The organism is Cryobacterium sp. SO2, from assembly GCF_026151165.2.
Taxonomy (GTDB): domain Bacteria; phylum Actinomycetota; class Actinomycetes; order Actinomycetales; family Microbacteriaceae; genus Cryobacterium.
In genome coordinates, this window is record NZ_CP117849.1 from 2,911,438 (window position 1) to 2,932,071 (window position 20,634).

Genomic DNA, 20,634 nt, shown 5'->3' on the forward strand with positions numbered 1-20,634 from the left:
CTTTCGCTAGACGCTCGCCAGCTCAGCGCCGAGCACGGCGTGGGTGATGAGTCGGTCAAGTGCCCGAACGTCGACGGCCTTGCCTACCTTGATCTTGATGTGACCGGCGCGCGTCCACAGCTCAATTTCACCGTTGATGTCGAGTGAGCCCGCGTTCTCCGACGACCACATGTTCACGCTGGAGTAGGGCAGCGAGTACATCTCAACCTTCTTGCCGGTGATCCCCTGTGCGTCCCGCACGATGAGACGCTTGGTGGTGAAAATCGCGCTGTCCCTGAAGGCTGTATTGCCCGCACGACCAGCTCTGCGATCGAAACGCCCCCTAGCGGGGTGATGGATGGGCCCGACCGCGGTCGCCGCAACCGGATCGCCCCCCTTCGAGGTCGAGGGATGCATGGCATCCTGTCGGTTGATCTGTTTCGTGACGGGGTTCAGCACACATCTCTGCGATGGTCGACGTTCACGGCCAGGACCACCAACACGTCGTCCAAGATTTGGACGAGGATGCGGTAATCCCCTACGCGGTATCGCCAGACACCGGAGTGGTTTGCCGTCAGACCCTTCCCCCGTTGTCGAGGATCGTCGAGGCTTTCAAGGTCTTCGAGGTAGGACAGGACGCGTCGCTGCACTGCGCGGTCCAGTTTCTTGAATTGGCGATCAAACTGCTCGGTGGTCTCCACGTGCCACCGGGCGGTCACAGCTCAGACTCTGCTTTCAGCGCCGCGAGCGGCCGGGAGCGGCGGCCCCCGGCCTCGAAGGAGTCCAGCGCCTCGTCTGCCAAGAAGGCGTCCTCCAGGTCGGTCAGATGCTCGCGGAGGGCGGCCCGAACGTAGAAACTCTTGGAACGGCCCGTGCGCTGTGACAGCCGTTCCAGGCGCTCTTCCTCCTCGGGGGTGAGACGGATCGAAATCGTCATGATGCCCTTCAAAGTAAGACTTGTTTACATGCACGATACGCCTAGCGCGGAGCCGAGTCCAGGCTCGTTGGTTAGCCACCTCATGGCCTGCAACCCCACGCCGGGCCGCTCGAGTCTTGCGTTCCGGTAACGAACACGCCCCAAAACACGCCCCGAACATCGACGTGGCCGGCAACCCCGGCCAGGGTGGAGCCATGCGGCCACAGGCATCCCCACCGAGAGTCACGGTCGCTGTCCGTGTGCTGCTGGGTACGGCAACCGCGTGCGTTCTGCTCAGCGGTTGCGTCGGCGTCTCAGGCGGCGATGCCCCAGAGGTGGACCCGGCCAAGATCGTGGACGGTTACGACTGCCTGGCGCCGGACCTGATTGATTGGGCGTACCCGCCCCACTCGGCCAGCGCGCCCGACCCCGAGCATCCGTATGCGCCGGATGCCGGCCGGGTACCGGACGGCTTCACCCCCACCACGGCCGAGCGCTGCGACGTGATGACCAACCTCGGCGATGCCCAGGGGGTCAGTGTCACCGCGGTCACATTCGCGGGCGATCTCGCACCCCTTCTCGCCGCTCTGGCCGAGCCCGACGACGACGACTCGAACGTTGCGTGCACGGCCGACCTGGAACTGGTGCCCCCGCTCTGGCTCGTCGACGCGGCCGGCAAGGCCATCAACGCACACTACCCCGTGGACGCCTGCCACAAGACGAAGCCCGGCGCGCGGGACGCTCTCGCCGCCCTTCCGGTGGTGGACACCACGACGCTGCAGTAGGGGCAGGCTCCATGGCGGTGTTGCTGTGCCTCCGGGCGTCCCCCGCAGGTCACTCCCCGTCGCCCCAGCGGATGACGTCCCGCACGGGCGCCGACCGCCTCACCACCAGCGGAACCGGCGCGGCACCGCGCGGGCCAGGGTCACCAGCCCGAAGAGGGCGCAGAGCGCACTGATGTCGGCGAGAACTCCATCGGCGGCCGGCCGGGTGAGCAGCAGGATACCGACGCCGAGCGTCGCCACCCCGAGGCACAGCCGCCACGCCAGGCGCGCCCGAGGGTTGGCGACACCGCTCCGGCCCGGCCACCCGCTGCGGGGGCCGGGCGGGTTCGGGTTCTCCACCTCCGGGCCGTCCACGACCGCGGCGAACCCGTTCACCCACCGACCGGTTCCCACCTCGGGGCAGTTGGCGTGCACGCTGTCGCTGATGGGCTCGAAGTCTGTCGGCCACCCCCGGTACATCGCGGCCGTGAGATTCACGTCGAACTCGACGCGGCCATCCGCCCAAAGGGCGTCGTACCGCACCCGGCTCACCGGCCGGCGACGCCATCGGGATTCACCGATGAATCCGGTGGCGCGCACGGCGACGGCATGGTCTGTGGTTGCAGGCATAGCTAGATGGTCACACACCGAGCGCTCCCCGACGAGCCCACTCACGCGCCAACACGCAGGTCGAGCTCCTCGAGACCCCCTGAGCTAGTCATTCCGGGCACTGTCAGTCGTGAACTGACACGTACCTGATTCTCGTCCGCTCGTCACCCCGTCCGTGGGCCTGAAGAGTAAGGCGCCGCCGCGCCTGCCCGACCTTGTCTCTAGGAGCGAGCGCGAACAATTGTCAATCCGACCAGTAAGGTCATGACGAGCGAAAGGTCACAGAATTGTCGATCGAGTCATACCTTCAGAGGGCCGGGTTCGTTGGCGATCCTCTAGCCCACACGAACGCTGAGCAAGAAGATCGCCTGGGGGACTATTTCGTTCCACCGCCGTATTTCCAGAGCGTTCTGGGCGACCCAGCAACGCCGAAGTCCAATGTTATTTTCGCTCCCCGGGGCGGAGGCAAGACTGCCCAGCGGTTGATGATTGAACGAGAGGCAGTAGCACCCGGCGCCACCTACCTGTGCCTCACGTACGACGCCTTTGCATCGGTTGTCAGCCACGGTGGAGGACTGGCTGCCCACCACGTGGAACTATGCCGCATCGTCACTTTGGCGATCCTCTCCTATTTAGAAGACGAAAGCATGGAGGCGATTTTCCTATCCGATCACGAGCGCCAAATCGTCAAGGTTGCTGCACAGCAGTTTGTCGGCGTACTCGGGCTCGGTGAATACAAAGCCGCAGTCGGTGCCGTGAAGACGCTGGGTGACAAAGCCGGAGACTTCTGGAAAAAGTACGGTGGCCCCGTGGCCGCGGGCGTCGCACTGCTCATGAAAAGGGCGGGACTTGACGATGTGAACATCTCGATCACCTTAGAGCAGCAAGCACAGGACTCCGGTGCGGCAAGTAGCTACTACTTTCTGTCTGAGTTGGTCGAGATTGCGAAGAAGCTCGGGTGGGAGGCGGTATATTTCTTGGTCGACAAGGTTGACGAGACACCGAGCACCACAAATAACGCGGAAGCAGCCGGCAAGCTGATCCTTGAATTGGTCACTGATTTGCCCACGCTCGAAACCCCGGGCGCAGCATTCAAGTTCTTCTTCTGGGACCAAATGGAGGAATACCTCCGAACCAACGGCCTTAGAGGCGACCGAGTCGAAGTGGTGAACCTGGGCTGGAGTGTTAACGAACTGTCCGAGATGCTCAGTAGGCGGCTGGCGGCATTCTCCAACAACAGGGTCACCTCTTTCAATCAAATCGTCGACAGCCCTGCAGCCGTGGACTTTCACAAGGTGCTCGTCTACCTAAGTCACGGTTCGCCCCGCGACATGATCCGCATGGCGCGATCGATAGTTAAGCAGCACACTCGGATGCCAAACGAGGCCGCAACGATATCCCCAGATACTGTGGCTAGGGGAATCGTTGAGTTTTCGAAAGAGAGCACTATTGAGAAGTTCGGCCGCTTCCAGAGCGACTTCTCCCGAATCTCTAGTGCGAGCTTCACCCTCACCGACTTGGCGAGTGTTTTCAAAATAAGCCCGACGGGAGTTACCAACAAGGTGAACGCATGGATCCCCACTGGTGCTGTGAGGCCACTCGGTACGCGACCGAATCCTGGCGCCAAACCGCTCAATCTGTATGGCTTCGCGGATTTGAGAATCGTGATCGCGTCGAGTTCCGACAGAATTGGCCTCGTTTTGTCGACCAAAGCTGTTGAATGTGCCGACTGCGGGAACATCATTTACGCCAATGAAACGGCGTTGGATTGTCCCAATTGCGGTTCAAAGGTCATCGGCGAAGCGGCGAGGAGTCTGTTAGAGGTTTGCGCGCTTCAACACTGATGGTACTCAGCCGGGGAACGACCTGCGCTCCTGAGTCGATCTTCAAAGGGGTCTAACTTACTGCTATCGCCATTGGCACGCGATCTCCCGCCGCTCTCGCCGCCCTGGCCGACTCGAATGTCGCGTGCACGGCCGACCTGGAACTGGTGCCTCCGCTCTGGCTCGTCGACACGGCCGGGAGGGCAATCAACGCCTACTCCCCCGTGGACGCCTGCCTCAAGACGAAGCCCGGCGCGCCTGACGCTCTAACCAAACTCCCCGTGGTGGAGACCACGACGGTGATGCTCTCGCCCCACTCCCCGCGGTGGACACCACGACGGTGAGGCATGTGCAGCTGCAGCTGCAACCGCACCCGACACCCGCCAGCCGCCAGCCGCCAGACATCATCGTTAAGCCGCTGAGCTCGTCACGCTCCCCGACCACTCCCGCCAGCTCGCGCAATACCTGAGCGCTCGTGCCGCCGGGTCGAGGAGTAGACAAGTTGGGTTGTCCGGCCGTGCGCGGGTAGTCGGGGTTCGGGACAGAGTTGTCCGCGGCGTCGAGGTCCACGAAGCAGACCGCATCTACGGGCCTCCTACTGGGACTGACCTCTCCGAACGATACCAAATGGGGTATATGTTGTGGCCGACAGACTGGAGTCAGACGATGATTCTGTTTTCCGAATCGTGGGCATGGTTGGCCATTTACGCGATCACCATCGGCGGTGGTGCAATCGGTGGCTTCGTCGCAGAACTGTTGCTGAGAGGTGCAGCGGGCCAGATCGAAAAGCCAAAAGAGTCGAAGAGGTTTCTGGACCTTGGAGTCTGGGCAAATGTGATTGTGGGCTCGGCCGCCGCTTCGGCGGCGCTGCTCTTCGTTCAGCCGGGTGTCTTCGAAGTTGGCGGAGTGAAGATTCAGGGATATGAAATACGCACGGTTGTAGGTCTGTCTTTGGTGATTGGCTCGGCGGGTGGCGCCGCAATCGCAGCGATGCAGGAACGAGTCGTCGCCGCACTAAAGACCAAGGAAGCGAGCGACATCGCCAAACTGGCGAAACAGAAAATTCGAGCAATTGAGGAGCAGCAAAAGGAAGGCACGGTGTCGGACAAATCGTTTGCTGACGCGGTACGCGACATCGACTTGTTGAGTACGTAGGCGATTCTCCATCACAACCGCCGCCGCACAACCGCCGCCGCTGTGAGGGTCGTCGATGACGACCGAGCACTGCCCGCCACAGGTCTCCCTGAGCATGCTGCAATAAATCTTCCTAAACCCGCCCAATCGATATCCAGGGTGTGGGCCTCGAGCAGTGGACCTCATGCCGATGGTCGAAACAGAGGTTCACTAATGAACGCGCCGTCCCGTGCCGCGCTCAGCTACCGCCTTTGGGCCCATCCCTGGCGGCATGATTCGCTTATCAAGCGGCCACTCCCGGAGGCACCCCGGCGCGCATAGCTCTAGCGCGACCCGGGGCACCCCATCGTGACTGTCTACTTCTTGGCTTCGAACCACACCTGGGTGAACCCGCCGGCGGCGATGAATACTTTGCCGCTGCGCGCATCGCCCTTACCCTTGTGCGCGTCGGCGACGGGCTGCCCAGTGGCGTCGAACGCCTGCTGCACCAGCTGCTGACCGCGGGGCACGTCAACCCGGCGCTGGGCGTCGGCCGTGTCGGCGCTCACGAACAGCGTCGAGTCGCCGGCGGGCCCGGTCACCGTCACTGTGGAGATCAGCGGCTGGATCAGCAGCGCGTCGAGCTGCGCCGCGGCATCCGTGCTGCCGATCACCTGGGTGGACTTGCCCGGCAGGGTGTTGGTGAGCGGCAGCGGCAGCAGCTGGCCGGGCGCCTCGGTGACGCCCTGCTCGCCGGCGCCGCCGTTGGCGGTGCTGCCGAGCGGCTGCGTCTTGCCCTTGCCCGGCTTGGTGGTGCCGGTTGTCCAGGTGGTGGTGCCCGACGGGTCGACGGCCTGGTTCACGATCGGATGCACCCGGCGGGCCTGGTCGTCGGCCGGCACGGTGATGCGCAGGGTTCCGCCCGCCCCAAGGTCCACATAGGCGCCGCCGGACCAGTTGGCCTCCCCGGTCCAGGCCGACGCCGGGGTGGTGACCGTGCCGCCGGTGATCGTGCCGGACTCGGCCTCGACCACGCTCAACCCGTGCGTGGCCACCGTGCTGGTGACGCCGAGGGCCGCGGCCTTGAGGTCGGGGTGCGCGTCGAGGGTGAGCATCGACAGGAGCGCGTGGATGGTCGACTCGGCGCCGGAGTTGGCGTTCACCCGGCCGTCCCGTTCGATGCCGTCGATCGCGGTGCCCGTGGCCGGGTCGTACGCCGGCAGGCCGCTGCGGTTGGCGCCGAAGTACCAGCCGGCGGTGATCGCCGCCACGTTCAGCAGCCCGGGGGCGTCCGCCGCGTCGGCGGTGACGACCAGGCTCTGCAGCCGGGAGTCGACGCCGTAGGCGATCTGCGCCTCGCCGGGGGTCGGCGACCAGGCGTTGTCCGGTCCGCCCGCGGCGAGCAGCTGCGGGGTGAACTGGGCGGTGTCCTGCACCGCGGCGCTGAGCAGAGCGGGGTCGTCGAGCACCTCGGATGCGGCCGCGGCGGCCGCGGGGGCCAGCCCGCCCCAGGCGTGCCACAGGCTGGGCGACTTGGTCCACGGCATGATCGCGCCGAACGGCCAGTCCCCGCTGGCACCCTCGGTGGTGGACATCGCCGCGATGCCCTCACTGAGCTGGCTGAGCGCGGTCTCGGCGCTAGCGGCGGTAGGCCCGGTGGGCTCCGCCTCGAGGTAGGCGGCGAGGCCGAGCACGGCCTCGGCGGACGCATCCGCCCCGTCGGCGATCAGCCAGGCCGGCACCGGGTCGCCGTCGGCGACGTCGAAACTGCCGTAGTCGCCGAGCGAGCCGTCGTTCAGCGCGGCCAGGCTCAGGTCCATCCGGTCCTGCAGGAACGCGGCGAACGCCGGGTCCTCGTCGGCGAACGCGGCGTAGCCCTCGCCGAGCGCCCACACCGTGCGGGCCAGCCAATAGGACTCGGCCGAGTCGCTCGGGTCGGGCAGCTCCACCGGCTCGGCGCTCGGGTTCAGGGTGCCGTCCACCTGCTGCCACAGCACCACGTTGCCGACGCCCGGCCCCTCGGTGGTCTGCAGGTAGGTGAGCGAGCGCAGAGTCTGGAAGGCGTGATCGCGGCTCGTTGTGTCGCCGGTCTGCTGCCAGTGCCGTAGGTAGACCACGGCCGCGCGGGCGGTGTCGTCGGCGTTGAACGCGCCCTGCGTGTAGTAGCCGGTGGCCGGGTCGAGGTCTCCCCCGCCGATGGGCGTGTAGCTGCCGTCGTCGTTCTTGTCGGCGTAGGTCCAGGGTGCCTCCACCACCGGGTTTTCCGCCGCCCGGTAGGTGGTGTGCCCGGCGATCAACGGCAGCGGCACCTCGTCGAGCAGAAAGTTCAGGTGGCTGAGATTGGTCAGCGGGGCGGATGCCTCGGCGGCCGGGAGCGCCGCCGGCCCGCTGCCGACCGCCGGTGTCACCGCCGACGCGGGGGCGATCCCCAGCGCGCCGGTGCCGGCGAGGGCCACCAACAGGGTCGCGGCCAAGGCGAGCCGGCCGGCCCGCGGGTGGGTGGATGGACAGGCTTTTGATCGAACATCGTTGTACGTCATCCGTCAACTAAACCGGTTAAGGCGATAGGAGTCAAGAACATTCCTCACTCGAGTGGACCCTGCAGAGCTATGCCGGGGCGCAGCACGCCCCTGCTGCGACCGATGCTTCTCGTCCGGCCCGGCTCGCCCACCACACGCATAGCGAGCCCATCTCGCCGCCCGGAGCACAGTCACGCCGACCCCTGCACCACCGCCAGCGGACAGCTAGATCAGAGCAGACACCAAGCCAATTCTCCTGATCCTATTGAAGCCGCCGTCTAAGACATTGTTAATCTCAGGAGTTCTGCAAGGCCGGGATACCCGGAGTCCTCTGCCAGCACGCGCTCGAAGTCTTTCTTCGCCATCGCCCGCCTTCCATCGGCAAGGTACGTCAGACCTCGCTGGATGTAGGCCCAACGCCTCAGATCGACCGGCCCAGATTGAACTCGAAGTGCTTCCTTGAGCGATGCCTTCGACGCCTCGAAATACCCTTGCTCGCGGAGTGCGATTCCTCGTTGAATGAGCAGATACGTGGACGGTTCGTCGACATTGACGACGCCATTCGTGAGTTCGACGACATCCGGCCATCGCGCCTGCTCGGCATATAGCTCAGCCAATGAAACCGCTGCGATGGTCGTAGGCGTCAACGATTCAACAACTTCCGTAGCCCGAGCTCGGTTGCCAACCTGCTGTTCCAGCTTTGCGAGCAGGAGACCAAGAGCGTCGCGCGAGAGCGACATTGTGGCGGCTAACCCCTCCGTCACTGGCACCGTGAACGTTACCCACGGCATGTACCGATGCACGAAGGGATCTTGGTCGGGCTGGTATCCAGTGCTATGGAGCCAATCAAGCAAGGCCGTTGCTCGGGTCAGATCCTGAGCAGGCAACGACACACGAAGCACTTCGACTAGAGAGATGGTCCGTGCCGCCGGAGGATTTTCCACCGCGAGTCTGTACAGCGATAGCCCATCGGTCGGGTAGGTCAGCGCTCGGTAGAGCGTCTTTTCCCAGGAGGGCGCGAAGACTCCGGGCTTGATCGACGACACCGCACCCGACGAACTGGTGGCGCCCTCGTGGTCGACCGCCCTACCTGCTCCTGAAGGCACTACAAAACTGGAAGTGTGGGAGATTCCGGTTCCAGGAATCCCAGCGGTGCGGGTAACTCGTCCTCTACTATTCACGCTCACGCGCGCGCCAGCTGCTCCTGCACTGATACCCATCGATCTGGGGCTAACGTTCAAGCGCACTCCCGGGGCAATCTTGAGCGACGTCCTCACTCGGAACCCCACCTGACACCTCCTCATTGCGATATGTCGCAGAGAGTATCGCCATTTGCGTTCTCCGCCAGCCCCAAGGACCTCCCGCATCGGCCCACTCCCCACGGTCCGAGCTCGCCCGGTGACGGGTCAGGCGCTGATCCGAGCGGTGCGCGCAACCTGCGCAGCGGCGCCGCGGCCGCACAACCCGGCCCGCACCTTCACGGTGCTCCCACACAACGACAGAGGGCGACCCCGCGAACGGAGTCGCCCTCTGGCGAATCAACCAACCTGTGAAGCTAGACGGCGTCAGCCGCCGCTTCCTTCGCAGCCTTGCGCTCCGCCTTCTCGGCGTCGAGCACTGCCTTCTCGGCCGCCTTCTCTTCGGCGATCCAGATGTCACGCTTGGCCCCGGGCACCCAACCCTTGTCCACGACGCGGATCTGGAAGACGATCGCGACGCTGACGAGCACCACGGCGATGAGAATAGCGAGGATGACCGCGAGGCCGCCTCCGACTCCTACGCTCACACCCACGAGGGTGCCGAACCAGCCGAAGTCGGCGTCGCCGAAGGTGCTGTTGGCGAAGCCGAAGTCGCCGAGAACGAGCAGCAGGATGGCGGGCAGGATGGTGATGATCACGCCGTTGACGAAGCCACCGATCATCGCGCCCAGGCGTCCGCCGGTCGCGTTGCCGTAAACACCGGCACCACCACCGGTGAAGAAGTGCGGCACCATGCCGGGCAGGATCAGCGCGAGCCCGAACATCGGGTTGAGCCAGATCGCCAGAACACCCAGGGCGATGAGGCCACCGGCGAAGGAGCTCAGGAAGCCGATCAGCACGGCGTTGGCGCCGAACGGGAACACGATCGGGATGTCCAGGGCCGGGCGGGCTCCGGGGACGACCTTCTCGGCGATGCCCTGAAAGGCCGGCACCAGTTCGCCGAGCACGGTGCGCACACCGTAGAGGATGACCGCGACGCCCACACCGAACTGCAGCGCCTGAGCGAAGGCGGCCATGATGAAGGCGCCAGCGTCAGCAGATCCGAAGATGTCGAGCGCGTCCTGCAGCGGCAGGGCGATGAGCCCCCACACGGCGAAGACCAGGTAGATGAGCACCATCGACAGCGACGTGGCCACCATCGAGTCGCGCAGGAACTTGAGGCCCTGCGGGAACTTGATGTCTTCGGTGGACTTGCTGTTGCGGCCTACGGCCTGGCCGGCGGCACCGGCGGCGATGTAGCCGAGGGTGCCGAAGTGGCCGATCGCGATGGTGTCGTTGCCGGTGATCTTCTTGGTCCACGGGTGCGCGAACGCGGGCATCACGACCATGATCACGCCGAGCAGCAGCGCGCCGATCAGCACGACCAGCCAGCTAGCTCCGTCGCCGAAGCCGACGGAGAGCACCACAGTGAGCATGGTGGCCATGAAGACCATGTGGTGACCGGTGAGGAAGACGTATTTAAGAGGAGTGAAACGGGCGAGGGCGAGCATCACCAGGAAGCCGAGCGTGAGCACGTAGGCGCTCTGGGCGCCGAACTGCTCCTGCGCGATGGCGGTGATGACCTCGTTGGTGGGGATGACGCCCTGGGCACCGGTGACCGCGAGAATCAACCGGCCGAGCGGGTCAAGGGAGCCCACCACCACGTTGGCGCCGGCGCCGAGGATCAGGAAGCCGAGGGCCGCTTTGAGGGCACCGCCGATCACCTGGCCGGAGTTGCGCTTGAGGGCCATGAGCCCGATGGCGGTGATAATGCCGATCAGATAGGCCGGCACGTTGAGGATCTGCTGCCCGATGAAATTCAGTACGACGACAAGCCACTCCATTGTGGGAGCTCCATATTCTGTGAGAGAGGGACGGTGCAGGGGTTATTCGACGGCGGCGGTGAGCTTCTCGGTGATCTCCTCGAGATCGAAGAAGTTGTTGATGATGATGACCTCGGCGGGCACGTCGCCGAGTTCCTCGGCGAGCTCCTGCGAGGTGAGCACAATCTCGGCGGTCTGTGCGGCGCCGCGGGCCACGCCCATGTCGGCAGCTTCGACATCCGCATCGATACCGAGCTTGGCGAGAACCTTCTCGGCGTTCATTTTGAGCAGCACTGAGGTTCCAATGCCCATTCCACAGACGGCGACGATCTTCATGGGGTGCCTTTCGATTGGGTGAGACGAGTGGGAGAAATCGGGGGGATGCGGGTGGCCGCGTTACGCGGCTGCGGCGAGGTCGCCGAGCACGGCGCGCACCTCGTCGGCGGTGTCGGCCACGGTCAGGCGCTTCATCGCGGCGGTGTCGGAAAGCACTCCGGCGAGCGCCCGCATCACCTGCAGGTGGGCGTCGTGGTCTTTGGCGGCCAGGCCGATCACGAGGGTGACGGGGTCGTTGGCCTTGTTGCCGAACTCCACCGGGGTGGCCAGGCTAACCCAGCTCAGTCCACCGGTGAGAACCGCGGGCGACGGGCGGGAGTGCGCGAGGGCGACGCCGGGGGCGATGACGATGTAGGGGCCGTGCTTTTCGACGGCGTCGATCATCTCGTCGGTGTACGCGTCCGTGGTGGCGCCGCCGGCCACGAGTCCCGCACCCGCGAGACGGATGGCGGCCCGCCAGTCGGCAGCCTCCGCTCGGGTCTCGATCGACGAGAGGGCTTCGGCCAGGTTCAGTGCCACGAATGAACTCCTTTGTTGTTTCGGTGCGGCCGGCCCGCGAGGGCGACTGGCTTGACTGTATAAGCCTAGGCGACCTTTTGTCTATAAGTGCACCAAAGTTTTTCGAGACGGCAATACAAGCGCTTCGCTGCGGGCAGGATGCACCTATCGGCGAGGGCACGCTCGACACCTCGCCCGGCCGGAGCGAGGCACCGCGCGGGCGGTCAGCTTGAAACGGTGTGCAGCGTGACGCCGGTGGCCCCGCCGCGAGTGAGCCGGCTGATGCGGTCGGCCTCGAACAGGGCGTCCTGCGCGATGAGCGAGGCGCCGGTGACGCCGGCAATGTGGCCGAGCCGGGACTTCTCCACGACGAGCCCTTGCAGGGCGAAGTCGCGGGCACCGGCAAAGATCGCTTCCCGAATCGCGCCGAGGAATGGCTCGCCGGCCTGGGCGAGGTTGCCGCCGACCACCACGGCCTGCGGGTTGAGCAGCCCCACCACGTGGGCCAGGCTCTGGCCGATCTCGGTGCCGGTCTCGGCGAGCAGGCGCAGCACCGCAGGGTCGCCGTCGTTGGCCAGGCCCACGATGTCGCTGCTGGTGCGCACGCGGCGGCCCAGGCTGAGCAGTTCACTGCGAATGACCGCGCCGCTGGCGATCGACTCCAACCGCACGGTGCGCTCCCCGCCGGCGCGCACGGCGCTGAGCTCGCCGGCGCCACCGCGGGAGCCGTGGTAGATCGACCCGTCGAGCACGAACGCCAGGCCCACGCCGATGCCGGCCTTGAGCACCACCACGTCGCGGTACTCGGTCCAGCCGCGGCGGGCCTCGGCGAGCGCCATGATGTTCACGTCCCGGTCCACGGCGAAGACGGCGTGGTCGTAGCGGCCGGCGAAGTACTCCTTCACCAGCACGTCGTTCCACTGGGTGTCCACCTGCGGGCTGGCCAGGCGACCGGTGACGAAGTCGACCGGGCCGGGCACGCCCACGCCGATGCCCACTACGTCGGCGCGGGTCTTGCCGAGCCGGTCGAGCATGTGGTCGAACACCTGGCCGGCCCACTCGAAGATCTCGGCCGGCCCCTCGCTCAGGCCGATGTCGGCCTCGTCTTCGCTGAGGATGGTGGAGACCAGGTCGGTGATGGCCAGGCGGGTGTGCGAACCGCCGATGTCCACGGCCAGCAGCAGACCGGCATCCGGGTTCACGGCGAATTCTTCGGGCGGTCGGCCGCCGCGGGAGTCGAGCTGGCCGACACTCATGACGATGGAGGCGTGCAGCAGTTCGTCGAGCCGGCGGGCCAGGGTGATGCGCGACCAGCCGAGCTGCTCGATGAGGTCGGTGCGGGTGGTGGCACGGCCGGAACGAATGAGGTCTAGGACCACACCCGAGCCGGTGGACAGAGCGTGTGCCATGGGATTCCCGTCTTTCGAACGCATCCGCCCAACCTGCGGGTGGTGCAAAAACCAATTGTTTGACTTAAGTACATTTGTATACCAAAGTATCTCGCATGGCTACCGAAACGAAGAAGTTCCCGTCACAGACGACGTCCGCCGCACTTGACGCCCGCGCCGTCGCAAGCGCCCAGGCCCTGGCCGCACACGTGGTGCAGGCCAAAGGGCATGGACACGGCGGCACCGCCATGGCATTGGCACCAGTGTCCCACGTGTTGTTCTCCCGAGTGCTGCGGCACTCCCCCGCCCACCCCGACTGGCCCGCCCGCGACCGCTTCATTCTTTCGGCCGGTCACGCAAGCCTTCTGCTCTACACCCAGCTGTTCCTCACCGGCTACGGCCTCACGCTCGACGACCTCGCCAAGAGCCGCACCCTGGGCTCCAAGACCCCCGGCCACCCCGAGGTGCACCACACCGTGGGCGTGGAGATGAGCACCGGCCCGCTCGGCCAGGGCGTTGCCTCCGCGGTGGGCATGGCCATGGCCGCCCGGCACGAGAGCGCCGTGTTCACCCCCGGCTCCGCCCTGCTCGACCACACCACCTGGGTGCTCGCCGGCGACGGCTGCCTGCAGGAGGGTGTCTCCGGCGAGGCGTCCAGCCTGGCCGGCACCCTCGGCCTCGACAACCTCGTGCTGATCTGGGACGACAACCACATCACCATCGACTCCGGCACCGACGAGACCTTCACTGAAGACGTGCGCGCCCGGTACCGGGCCTACGGATGGCGGGTGCTCGAGATCGACACCCCCACCGACCTCGACGCCCTTGAGGCCACCCTGCGCGAGGCCGCCGAGCGCACCGGCCGGCCCACCCTGGTGGCCCTCCGCACCGTGATTGGCGCCCCCTCGGCCAAGTTCGGCGGCACGTCCGCCGCGCACTCCGGCGGCTTCGGCGCCGACGAGCTCGCCCTGGTGAAGACCACGCTGGGCTTCGCCCCCGACGCTCCCCTGCACGACCTCGTCTCCCCCGAGACCCTCGAGCACACCCGCGGCGCGCTCACCCGCGGCGACCGGATGCACACCGCCTGGGAGGCCGACCTCGCCAGCTGGGCCACCCGCGAGCCCAAGGCCGCGGCGCGCTGGCACGCCTTCCGCGGCGGCGCGGTGGAGGCCACCGCGCTCGACACAATGAAGCTCGGCGAGCCCGGCGACCCGATCGCCACCCGCAAGACCAACGGCGCCGTGCTCCGCGCCCTGCAGGGTTCGGCTCCGCTCTGGGGTGGCTCGGCCGACCTCGCTGGCTCCACCACCGTGGAGGTCGACGGAGCACGGTTCTCCGCCGCCAACCCGGCCGGCGCGTTCATCCGCTTCGGCATCCGCGAACACGCCATGGCCGCCATCCTCAACGGCATCGCCCTACAGGGCCCGTGGCGCCCGTTCGCCTCTACCTATCTGGTCTTCAGCGACTACATGCGCCCGAGCATCCGCCTCGGCGCGCTGATGGGGCTCGGCGCGGTCTACGTGTACACCCACGACTCCGTCGCCGTCGGCGAAGACGGCCCCACCCACCAGCCCGTCGAGCAGATCGCGTCGCTCCGCACCGTCCCCGGCTTGGACGTCGTGCGCCCCGCCGACTCCGTGGAGGTCGTCGCCGCCTGGCGCCGCGTCCTCGCCTCCCCCGACCGCCCGGTCGCGCTCATCCTCAGCAGGCAGGACCTTCCCGTACTGGCCAGCACTGACCTCACCCCCGCCGGGGTGACGGCCGGCGGCTACGTGCGCTGGCAGCACGGCGACGGCACCGACCTGGCCATCCTCGCCACCGGCAGCGAGGTGCACCTCGCCATCGACGCCGCCACCCAACTCGCCGAACAGGGCATCAACGCCCGCGTGATCTCGATGCCCTGCGTCGAGTGGTTCGCCGAGCAGACCGCCGCCTACCGGGAGTCAGTGCTGCCCGCAGCACTCCGCGCCCGGGTCGCCGTCGAGGCCGGCCGCGGCGACGCCTGGTACCGCTGGGTGGGCCTGAACGGCCAAGTGGTCTCGGTCGAAGAGTTCGGCGAATCCGGCAGCGGCCCCGAGGTACTGCGCCTCCGCGGCATCCACCTCGACGCCGTCCTCGCCGCCGCGCACGCCACCCTCGCCACCGCAGCGCACGGCACCCCCGAACTGATCACCAACTAAGGACGCACCCCATGACTTCCCTCTCTCCCAACGCCGCCACCGTCGCCCGCATGATCGACCACACCCTGCTCAAGCCAGAGGCCACCGCCGCCGCCGTCGCCGCCCTCATCGCCGAGGCCATCGAGCTGGGCACCTACTCGGTTTGCGTCTCCCCCTCGATGCTGCCGCTCACCATCCCCGCCGGCGCCGACCTCAAGGTGGCCGTCGTCTGCGGCTTCCCCAGCGGCAAGCACCACAGCAGCATCAAGGCCGCCGAGGCCGCCCTCGCCATCGCCCAGGGCGCCGACGAAATCGACATGGTCATCGACATCGGCGCCGCCAAAGCCGGCCGCTTCGCCGACGTGCAGGCCGACATCGCGGCCGTGCGCGCCAGCATCCCGGCCCCGAAGGTGCTCAAGGTGATCATCGAGTCCGCCGCGCTAACGGATGCCGAAATCGTCGCCGTCTGCGAAGCCGCCGTGGCCGCGGATGCCGATTTCGTCAAGACCTCCACAGGCTTCCACGCCGCCGGCGGAGCGACCGTGCACGCCGTTCGCCTGATGAAGCAGACCGTGGACGATCGAGCCCGGGTGAAGGCGTCGGGCGGGGTTCGCAGCTTGAACGATGCGCTCGCCATGATGGAAGCGGGTGCCACCCGGCTCGGTGTCTCCGGTAGCGCAGCAATACTGGCCAGCCCGGCTCAGAACAAGCCGACTAGCGCGTATTAGTCGATTGTCTCGGTCAGGATTGTGCGAAAACGGCATGGTCGGAACAGCCGCTTGTCTCAAGCATCCTCCACTGCTCGCAGACGGGCCCATATCGCCGGACCACAAAGAAGCAGGGCTCGATCGCTGTCCTTTGGAGACAGATGTGACCTGGCAGACTTGTTCAGATGGCGAGTGTTACGAGACACGCCAATTCGGACGTCTGCGATTGAGTCCCGATACATCCGCCCCGCAACGGCGTTCCTGGTGCAGGTCCATGGTCCATTCGCAGCTTCCCAAGCTGCTGGCGCGCACTTCGCCGGCGGCAACCGACTCGATGAGTTAGTGTCAGTTTGACGCCTTGCAGGCCACCTGGATGCCTCTTCCAACTTCTTGAGCCCATGCCAGTTCTCAAGGAACCTTGGACTTTCTCATTGAACTAAGCATGGCCACCGGGTCCTCTTCGACACCGCCACGGGCTGGGTCGCCCGCCTGCAAGACGCCCACGCCCGCGGCAAACTCGCCGCAGAGCTGACCCGGCTACGCCGCTACAGCGTCTTAATCTGTGACGAAGTCGGCTACATTCCGTTCGATCAGGACGCCGCGAACCTGTTCTTCCAGCTCGTCGCGAGCCGATACGAACACGCATCGCTGATCATGACGAGCAACCTGTCCTTCGGGCTCTGGGGCGAGGTCTTCGGCGACCCGACCGTCGCCTCCGCGATGATCGACCGCATCGTTCACCACGCCGACGTCATCAGCCTCAAAGGCACCAGCTACCGGCTCAAAAGCCACCAGCCCGCGCCCGGTACGGCATAGTGGAAACACACATAGTGGTCCTGTTTTCACCCGGCACTATTGGCCCTGTTTTGGGTCGGCGTCAACACCAAGTTCTTTAGCGTTGCCTTTGACCAGGATGTCCGCGCACAACACCGTCCCTCTTCATCTTGCCAGCGAACAAGCGATCTGGACCGCACTCGGCCACGACGTGGTCAAATACGGCCTTTGCTTTGTGCCTCCGTGGGCGAACACTGATCCGGCAGAACGAAGTGGAGACTGTCGAATACTTCTCCGCCGAGGAGGTGGGCGCACCTTTTCCTCAGGCAGGCGAACAACGGCGACTGATTCGCGCTGGGGCCGCCAAGGCAGCGTCACAGATGCTCGCGTGTATAGGCCGGTTCAGCCACCAACGAGACTACGCGGGCCCGGATGAGTCCTGAAGATGCGGCGCACCGCGTCACCCTGCTTCCGCTATTGGCAGCCCCGTGGCGCTCCTGAAGTCCTGCAATCGCCCGGCTTGTGTCAAAGCCGAACGTGGAATCCCGGACGGCCACGTGGCGCGAAGGAAGTCCTTTTTCTGACGGCACGCCAGCAGAACTTGATCAGCTCTCGTGCTCCGCGGTGATGACTCTTTCTCGCGCCTTTCGATTCGATCGTGCGAGATGGGAGGTGGCGGACCCACATACCGAGCCGGCCTTGTGGGCGATTTAGGCGAGGGACAATCGCACTGCCGGATGTACTAACACCATCCGAGAATCGGCCGTGCTACGGGCTCTATATCCGCGACTCGCTAGAGCTGCGCGGAGCTTCTACTTGCCCCCTGCCGGGCACCGCGGGCGAGCAGATCTAGTCTCCGAAGAAGGTTGTTGTCCTCAGCAACCCGGCGCACACCACAGTACAGGCCGTCAGTCACAGGGCGCGCCCCGAACTGGACAAATTATGCCTCGCTGGGACCAGTTTGACCCGCTTGGTCAGTAATGCATCTCCACATACCGGTAAGCGCTCTCAAACGGTTCACCTGATAGCGGTAGCTTGAACTTTCGGAAAACCTGCAGCAGGTTCTTCCGGACAGTCCGTTTCCCGTCATCTTTGACCGTCCAGCCTGGATACGACACCTGTTTCACGATGCGGTCGATCTCCGCGACTATGTCACCAATAACCACCGGCACGTCTGCGGGTTTGTACTCCTCAAATATCTGGGTCAGCGCGCCAAGATGAGGGTTGGGCAGAAGGTCTAGGCCTGGGCCACCGTCCTGGTCTTCGGCCCGTTCAGCCTCTCGCAAGTCTTTAGCGACGGTGAAGAGCTCTCGCAAGTATTCGATGGAGTCTTTGGCGCGAGCGAGCTCGGACTTCCGGAGGCGTTCGAGGCGGTCAGATAGGCCGCGGAATGCGATGTGATCACCGTTGGGCCCGGTCATGCGCCGTCGGAGTCTGGTCTCGATGGAGTCGATGATCTCGTCGATCGGCTTCAGAGTGAGCGCTTCGTCATCCGCGCCGATGACTCCGCCAGCGATCAAGTTTTGGACGGTAGTCGAGTCGGCTATCTGGACGGTAACTCTGGGGTTTCTCACGCTGATATCGGTGATGTTTGAGTATACGAGCGCCAGCGTTTTCGCGCCTACGCGGTCCCAGAGGAGGCTTGTGTCGTCGGACGGTGTGACAGCCTGGTAGATGCTGGCTAGCCAGCGGTAGTCATCGCGGTGTTCGAAGAGCGCGGGGTGTGGCGACAGTGTCTCCCAGAAGGTTTGAATGAACATGAAGCTCAGGGCGAACTCGTCACGGATCGAACCTGAGGGAACTCGTTCGACAGCGGCGTAGAGGCCGTCCATGGTGTTGTCGGTGCGGTCGAGGCCGGCGAATAAGGTCAGCAGCTCCACGAACTCATCGAGGAAGGCTTCGAGCATCCCGTCGATGTCGATCTCACGCTGCTTCTTGTCCGGGTTGTTCGGTGTCATCGCCCGAGCGAATCCGTTGCCAAGGCCGATGTAATCAACGACTAACCCGAAGGCTTTCTTCTGCTTCGTTTCTGGATTCGACCAGGGCCGGTTGGTTCGGGTGATGGTCTGAAAAAGGGTGTGAAGCTTCAGGGGTTTGTCGAGGTAGAGGACGCCCTCGATAGGGGCATTGAATCCAGTGCCAAGTTTTGCTGTGACGATGATGAACTTGAGTGGATCCCCGAACGTACGGAATCGGTTGAGCAGCGTTTCTTCCTGTGCGTCTGTGAGTTTGTGCTTATCCCATTCAGTGGGGTCGTCTTTGCCGAGTGCGCTCATGACCAGCGCGGCTTCATCCGCGATCCCACGCTCAGCTAGAAGCTCCGTGATCTGCTCGTGGTACGCGACGCATAGAGCGCGGTTGTAGACCACGATTTGTGCCTTCATCGCCAACGGATCGACCGTGGAGTAGAAGTGATCGAGGATGTCCGAGCAGACCGCGCGGATGCGTTCAGGGTTCGCGAGCAGAGTGGCGACGGTGGAGAGACGAGCGGCGACTTCTTCCATCTCACCGTCGTCAAGGTCTTCGGAGACGGCAAATTCCAGAAACTCCGTCTCAAGCTTCTCCTGGTCGATCGCGAACTCAATCATTCGCGACGACACCCGCATTGGCACGGTGGTTCCGTCGGCAATGGAGCGGTCGGAGTCGTAGGCGTTGAGTGCGTGCCCGGGATCACCCTCGTAGCCAAAGAGCGCGAAGGTGTTCCTGTCTAGGTCAGCGATGGGGGTGCCGGTGAAGCCGAAGAAGAACGCGTTGGGGACTGCGGCGCGCATCTGAGCGCCGAGAGTGCCTTCCTGGGTCCGGTGCGCTTCGTCTACCAGGACAACGATGTCGCCGTTGGCAGAGAGCAGCCCGGCGCCGCTAAATTTGTGGATTGTAGTGAAGATGACACCGCGTTGATTGGAGCTTAGGGCGGTGCGAAGCTCCTCAGATGTTCGAGCGACGGTGAGACGGGTGGCGCCGGTGTCCCGGAACTGGCTGTAGGTCTGCCGCACGAGTTGGGTGCGGTCAGCGATGGCAACGATAGTCGGGTTCTTGAGTCTGGGGTCGTTGATCAATCGGGCGGCGGCCCATGCCATCGCCAACGTCTTGCCCGACCCTTGCGTGTGGTAGATCAGTCCCTTGCGGGGTGTGCCAGCGGCGACGCGGTTGAGGATCGCTTCAACCGTTTCAACCTGAAAGTAGCGGGGGACGATTTTGATGACGGGCGCCGAGCGGTTCTCGGCGTCGCGTTCATACAGGGCGTAGTCGCTGAGGAGGGAGAGGATGGTGGCGGGTGCTAGGAGTTCATCGATCGAGAGTTTGACGCGATCCCACCCGGCGAGGTTCGCGTCAGTTGCGGTGCTCCCCCATTTTGCCCAGAAGTCTATTGGGGTGCGGATGGCGGCGTACCGGAACTCGTGGCCTTCAGTGGCGAAGGACAGGAGGTTGGGGACGAAGAAGTGGGGGCGTTCGACTTCGTAAACGTCGCGGATGTCCTTCGCCGCGTGAATCCAGGACTTTTTGTTGTCTACTGGCGTCTTCGTCTCGCCAACAACGAGCGGCAGTCCGTTGACCCAAAGGACGATATCGAATCGGGCCTTGCTTCCGGGGACACCAAATGTGACTTCGTCGGAAACGACGAAGGTGTTGTTGCTCACGTTGGCGAAGTCGATGAGGTGAATGGGCTCATCTTGACCAGTGGACGCCAGCTGGATGGACTGCCGGCCGCGGGCCCAGGCAGTGAGTTGTTCGTTGGCTGCCATCAACCCGCTCTCCCCAGTGGAGATGATGATGGTCCGGATTTTGGTGATGACGTCGTCGACGAGGGTGGCGTCTGCGTTGAGGCTCGGGTTGATCCGAATGATGGCTGCACGCAAATCGGATTCGACTAGCGCGCTTTCCAGCGGTCTACTGAGGCTGGCTCCGGGTATGTGTGTCCATCCTCCGCTTGCCAACCGGTCGACGATGGCCTGTTGGACTGTTGTCGCCTCAGTGAACACCACTATTC

The 20,634-nt window shown here is 64.9% G+C and carries 15 protein-coding genes and 2 pseudogenes; 6 read left to right on the forward strand and 11 right to left on the reverse strand.

All coding sequences use genetic code 11. The features are described from left to right. Positions 1-6: 6 nt before the first annotated feature. The 3 genes and pseudogenes from BJQ94_RS13685 to BJQ94_RS13695 form a co-directional block, all read right to left on the reverse strand. Positions 7-279, reverse strand: a pseudogene (locus tag BJQ94_RS13685) (PH domain-containing protein); the annotation flags it as partial. Positions 280-431: 152 nt separating this feature from the next. After that, on the reverse strand, positions 432-698 hold the full coding sequence (locus BJQ94_RS13690) for a type II toxin-antitoxin system RelE/ParE family toxin (protein ID WP_265399209.1): 267 nt from the start codon (positions 696-698) through the stop codon (positions 432-434). Then, complete coding sequence (locus BJQ94_RS13695; RefSeq protein WP_265399210.1) at positions 695-916, reverse strand: DUF6290 family protein; 222 nt, start codon at positions 914-916, stop codon at positions 695-697. The genes BJQ94_RS13690 and BJQ94_RS13695 overlap by 4 nt, the downstream gene beginning before the upstream one ends. Positions 917-1,155: 239 nt before the next feature. Here BJQ94_RS13695 and BJQ94_RS13700 point away from each other — a divergent pair, with 239 nt between their 5' ends. After that, positions 1,156-1,680: a hypothetical protein gene (locus BJQ94_RS13700; RefSeq protein ID WP_265399211.1), complete on the forward strand. Its 525-nt coding sequence runs from the start codon at positions 1,156-1,158 to the stop codon at positions 1,678-1,680. Between the two features lie 99 nt (positions 1,681-1,779). Here the strand turns inward: BJQ94_RS13700 and BJQ94_RS13705 are convergent, their stop codons facing one another. Then, the gene (locus BJQ94_RS13705) at positions 1,780-2,289 is read right to left on the reverse strand and encodes a DUF202 domain-containing protein (protein WP_265399212.1); all 510 of its coding nucleotides are present in this window, start codon (positions 2,287-2,289) and stop codon (positions 1,780-1,782) included. Positions 2,290-2,555: 266 nt separating this feature from the next. Between BJQ94_RS13705 and BJQ94_RS13710 the strand changes: the two genes are divergently transcribed. Both BJQ94_RS13710 and BJQ94_RS13715 read left to right on the forward strand, forming a co-directional pair. Beyond that, the gene (locus tag BJQ94_RS13710) at positions 2,556-4,112 is read left to right on the forward strand and encodes a hypothetical protein (protein WP_265399213.1); all 1,557 of its coding nucleotides are present in this window, start codon (positions 2,556-2,558) and stop codon (positions 4,110-4,112) included. Between the two features lie 645 nt (positions 4,113-4,757). Then, positions 4,758-5,246, forward strand: a complete 489-nt coding sequence (locus BJQ94_RS13715; RefSeq protein WP_265399214.1) for a DUF4257 domain-containing protein — start codon at positions 4,758-4,760, stop codon at positions 5,244-5,246. Between the two features lie 335 nt (positions 5,247-5,581). On the opposite strand, the gene BJQ94_RS13720 is transcribed toward BJQ94_RS13715, so the two are convergent. The 6 genes from BJQ94_RS13720 to BJQ94_RS13745 all read right to left on the reverse strand — a co-directional run bounded on the left by BJQ94_RS13720 (position 5,582) and on the right by BJQ94_RS13745 (position 13,027). Continuing rightward, entirely contained in the window at positions 5,582-7,744 is a 2,163-nt protein-coding gene (locus BJQ94_RS13720) for a hypothetical protein (RefSeq protein ID WP_265399215.1), read from the reverse strand. Positions 7,745-8,001: 257 nt separating this feature from the next. Beyond that, complete coding sequence (locus BJQ94_RS13725) at positions 8,002-8,829, reverse strand: hypothetical protein (RefSeq protein WP_265399216.1); 828 nt, start codon at positions 8,827-8,829, stop codon at positions 8,002-8,004. A gap of 449 nt (positions 8,830-9,278) precedes the next feature. Continuing rightward, positions 9,279-10,805, reverse strand: coding sequence for a PTS ascorbate transporter subunit IIC (locus BJQ94_RS13730; protein WP_265399217.1), 1,527 nt, complete (start codon positions 10,803-10,805; stop codon positions 9,279-9,281). Positions 10,806-10,847: 42 nt separating this feature from the next. Beyond that, positions 10,848-11,120, reverse strand: coding sequence for a PTS sugar transporter subunit IIB (locus tag BJQ94_RS13735; RefSeq protein WP_134525074.1), 273 nt, complete (start codon positions 11,118-11,120; stop codon positions 10,848-10,850). Positions 11,121-11,180: 60 nt separating this feature from the next. Continuing rightward, positions 11,181-11,639, reverse strand: coding sequence for a PTS sugar transporter subunit IIA (locus tag BJQ94_RS13740; RefSeq protein WP_265399218.1), 459 nt, complete (start codon positions 11,637-11,639; stop codon positions 11,181-11,183). A gap of 203 nt (positions 11,640-11,842) precedes the next feature. Continuing rightward, positions 11,843-13,027, reverse strand: a complete 1,185-nt coding sequence (locus tag BJQ94_RS13745) for an ROK family protein (protein ID WP_265399219.1) — start codon at positions 13,025-13,027, stop codon at positions 11,843-11,845. A gap of 95 nt (positions 13,028-13,122) precedes the next feature. Here BJQ94_RS13745 and tkt point away from each other — a divergent pair, with 95 nt between their 5' ends. From tkt to BJQ94_RS13760, 3 genes and pseudogenes are all read left to right on the forward strand, one after another. Then, positions 13,123-15,186 (forward strand): transketolase, encoded by a 2,064-nt coding sequence (tkt, locus tag BJQ94_RS13750; protein WP_275875498.1) that lies wholly within the window; start codon positions 13,123-13,125, stop codon positions 15,184-15,186. Between the two features lie 11 nt (positions 15,187-15,197). Beyond that, positions 15,198-15,893, forward strand: coding sequence for a deoxyribose-phosphate aldolase (gene deoC, locus BJQ94_RS13755; protein WP_265397596.1), 696 nt, complete (start codon positions 15,198-15,200; stop codon positions 15,891-15,893). Positions 15,894-16,310: 417 nt separating this feature from the next. Continuing rightward, positions 16,311-16,688: pseudogene (locus BJQ94_RS13760) on the forward strand (ATP-binding protein); the annotation flags it as partial. A gap of 932 nt (positions 16,689-17,620) precedes the next feature. On the opposite strand, the gene BJQ94_RS13765 reads toward BJQ94_RS13760, so the two are convergent. Beyond that, positions 17,621-20,626: an HsdR family type I site-specific deoxyribonuclease gene (locus BJQ94_RS13765; protein WP_265397597.1), complete on the reverse strand. Its 3,006-nt coding sequence runs from the start codon at positions 20,624-20,626 to the stop codon at positions 17,621-17,623. Between the last annotated feature and the right edge of the window lie 8 nt (positions 20,627-20,634).

Excerpts from the sequence above, each read along its gene's own strand:
- BJQ94_RS13705 (WP_265399212.1), bottom strand. The coding sequence starts at position 2,289 with ATGCCTGCAACCACAGACCATGCCGTCGCCGTGCGCGCCACCGGATTC.
- BJQ94_RS13745 (WP_265399219.1), bottom strand. The coding sequence starts at position 13,027 with ATGGCACACGCTCTGTCCACCGGCTCGGGTGTGGTCCTAGACCTCATT.
- tkt (WP_275875498.1), top strand. The coding sequence starts at position 13,123 with ATGGCTACCGAAACGAAGAAGTTCCCGTCACAGACGACGTCCGCCGCA.
- BJQ94_RS13720 (WP_265399215.1), bottom strand. The coding sequence starts at position 7,744 with ATGACGTACAACGATGTTCGATCAAAAGCCTGTCCATCCACCCACCCG.
- BJQ94_RS13730 (WP_265399217.1), bottom strand. The coding sequence starts at position 10,805 with ATGGAGTGGCTTGTCGTCGTACTGAATTTCATCGGGCAGCAGATCCTC.
- BJQ94_RS13695 (WP_265399210.1), bottom strand. The coding sequence starts at position 916 with ATGACGATTTCGATCCGTCTCACCCCCGAGGAGGAAGAGCGCCTGGAA.
- BJQ94_RS13715 (WP_265399214.1), top strand. The coding sequence starts at position 4,758 with ATGATTCTGTTTTCCGAATCGTGGGCATGGTTGGCCATTTACGCGATC.
- deoC (WP_265397596.1), top strand. The coding sequence starts at position 15,198 with ATGACTTCCCTCTCTCCCAACGCCGCCACCGTCGCCCGCATGATCGAC.
- BJQ94_RS13735 (WP_134525074.1), bottom strand. The coding sequence starts at position 11,120 with ATGAAGATCGTCGCCGTCTGTGGAATGGGCATTGGAACCTCAGTGCTG.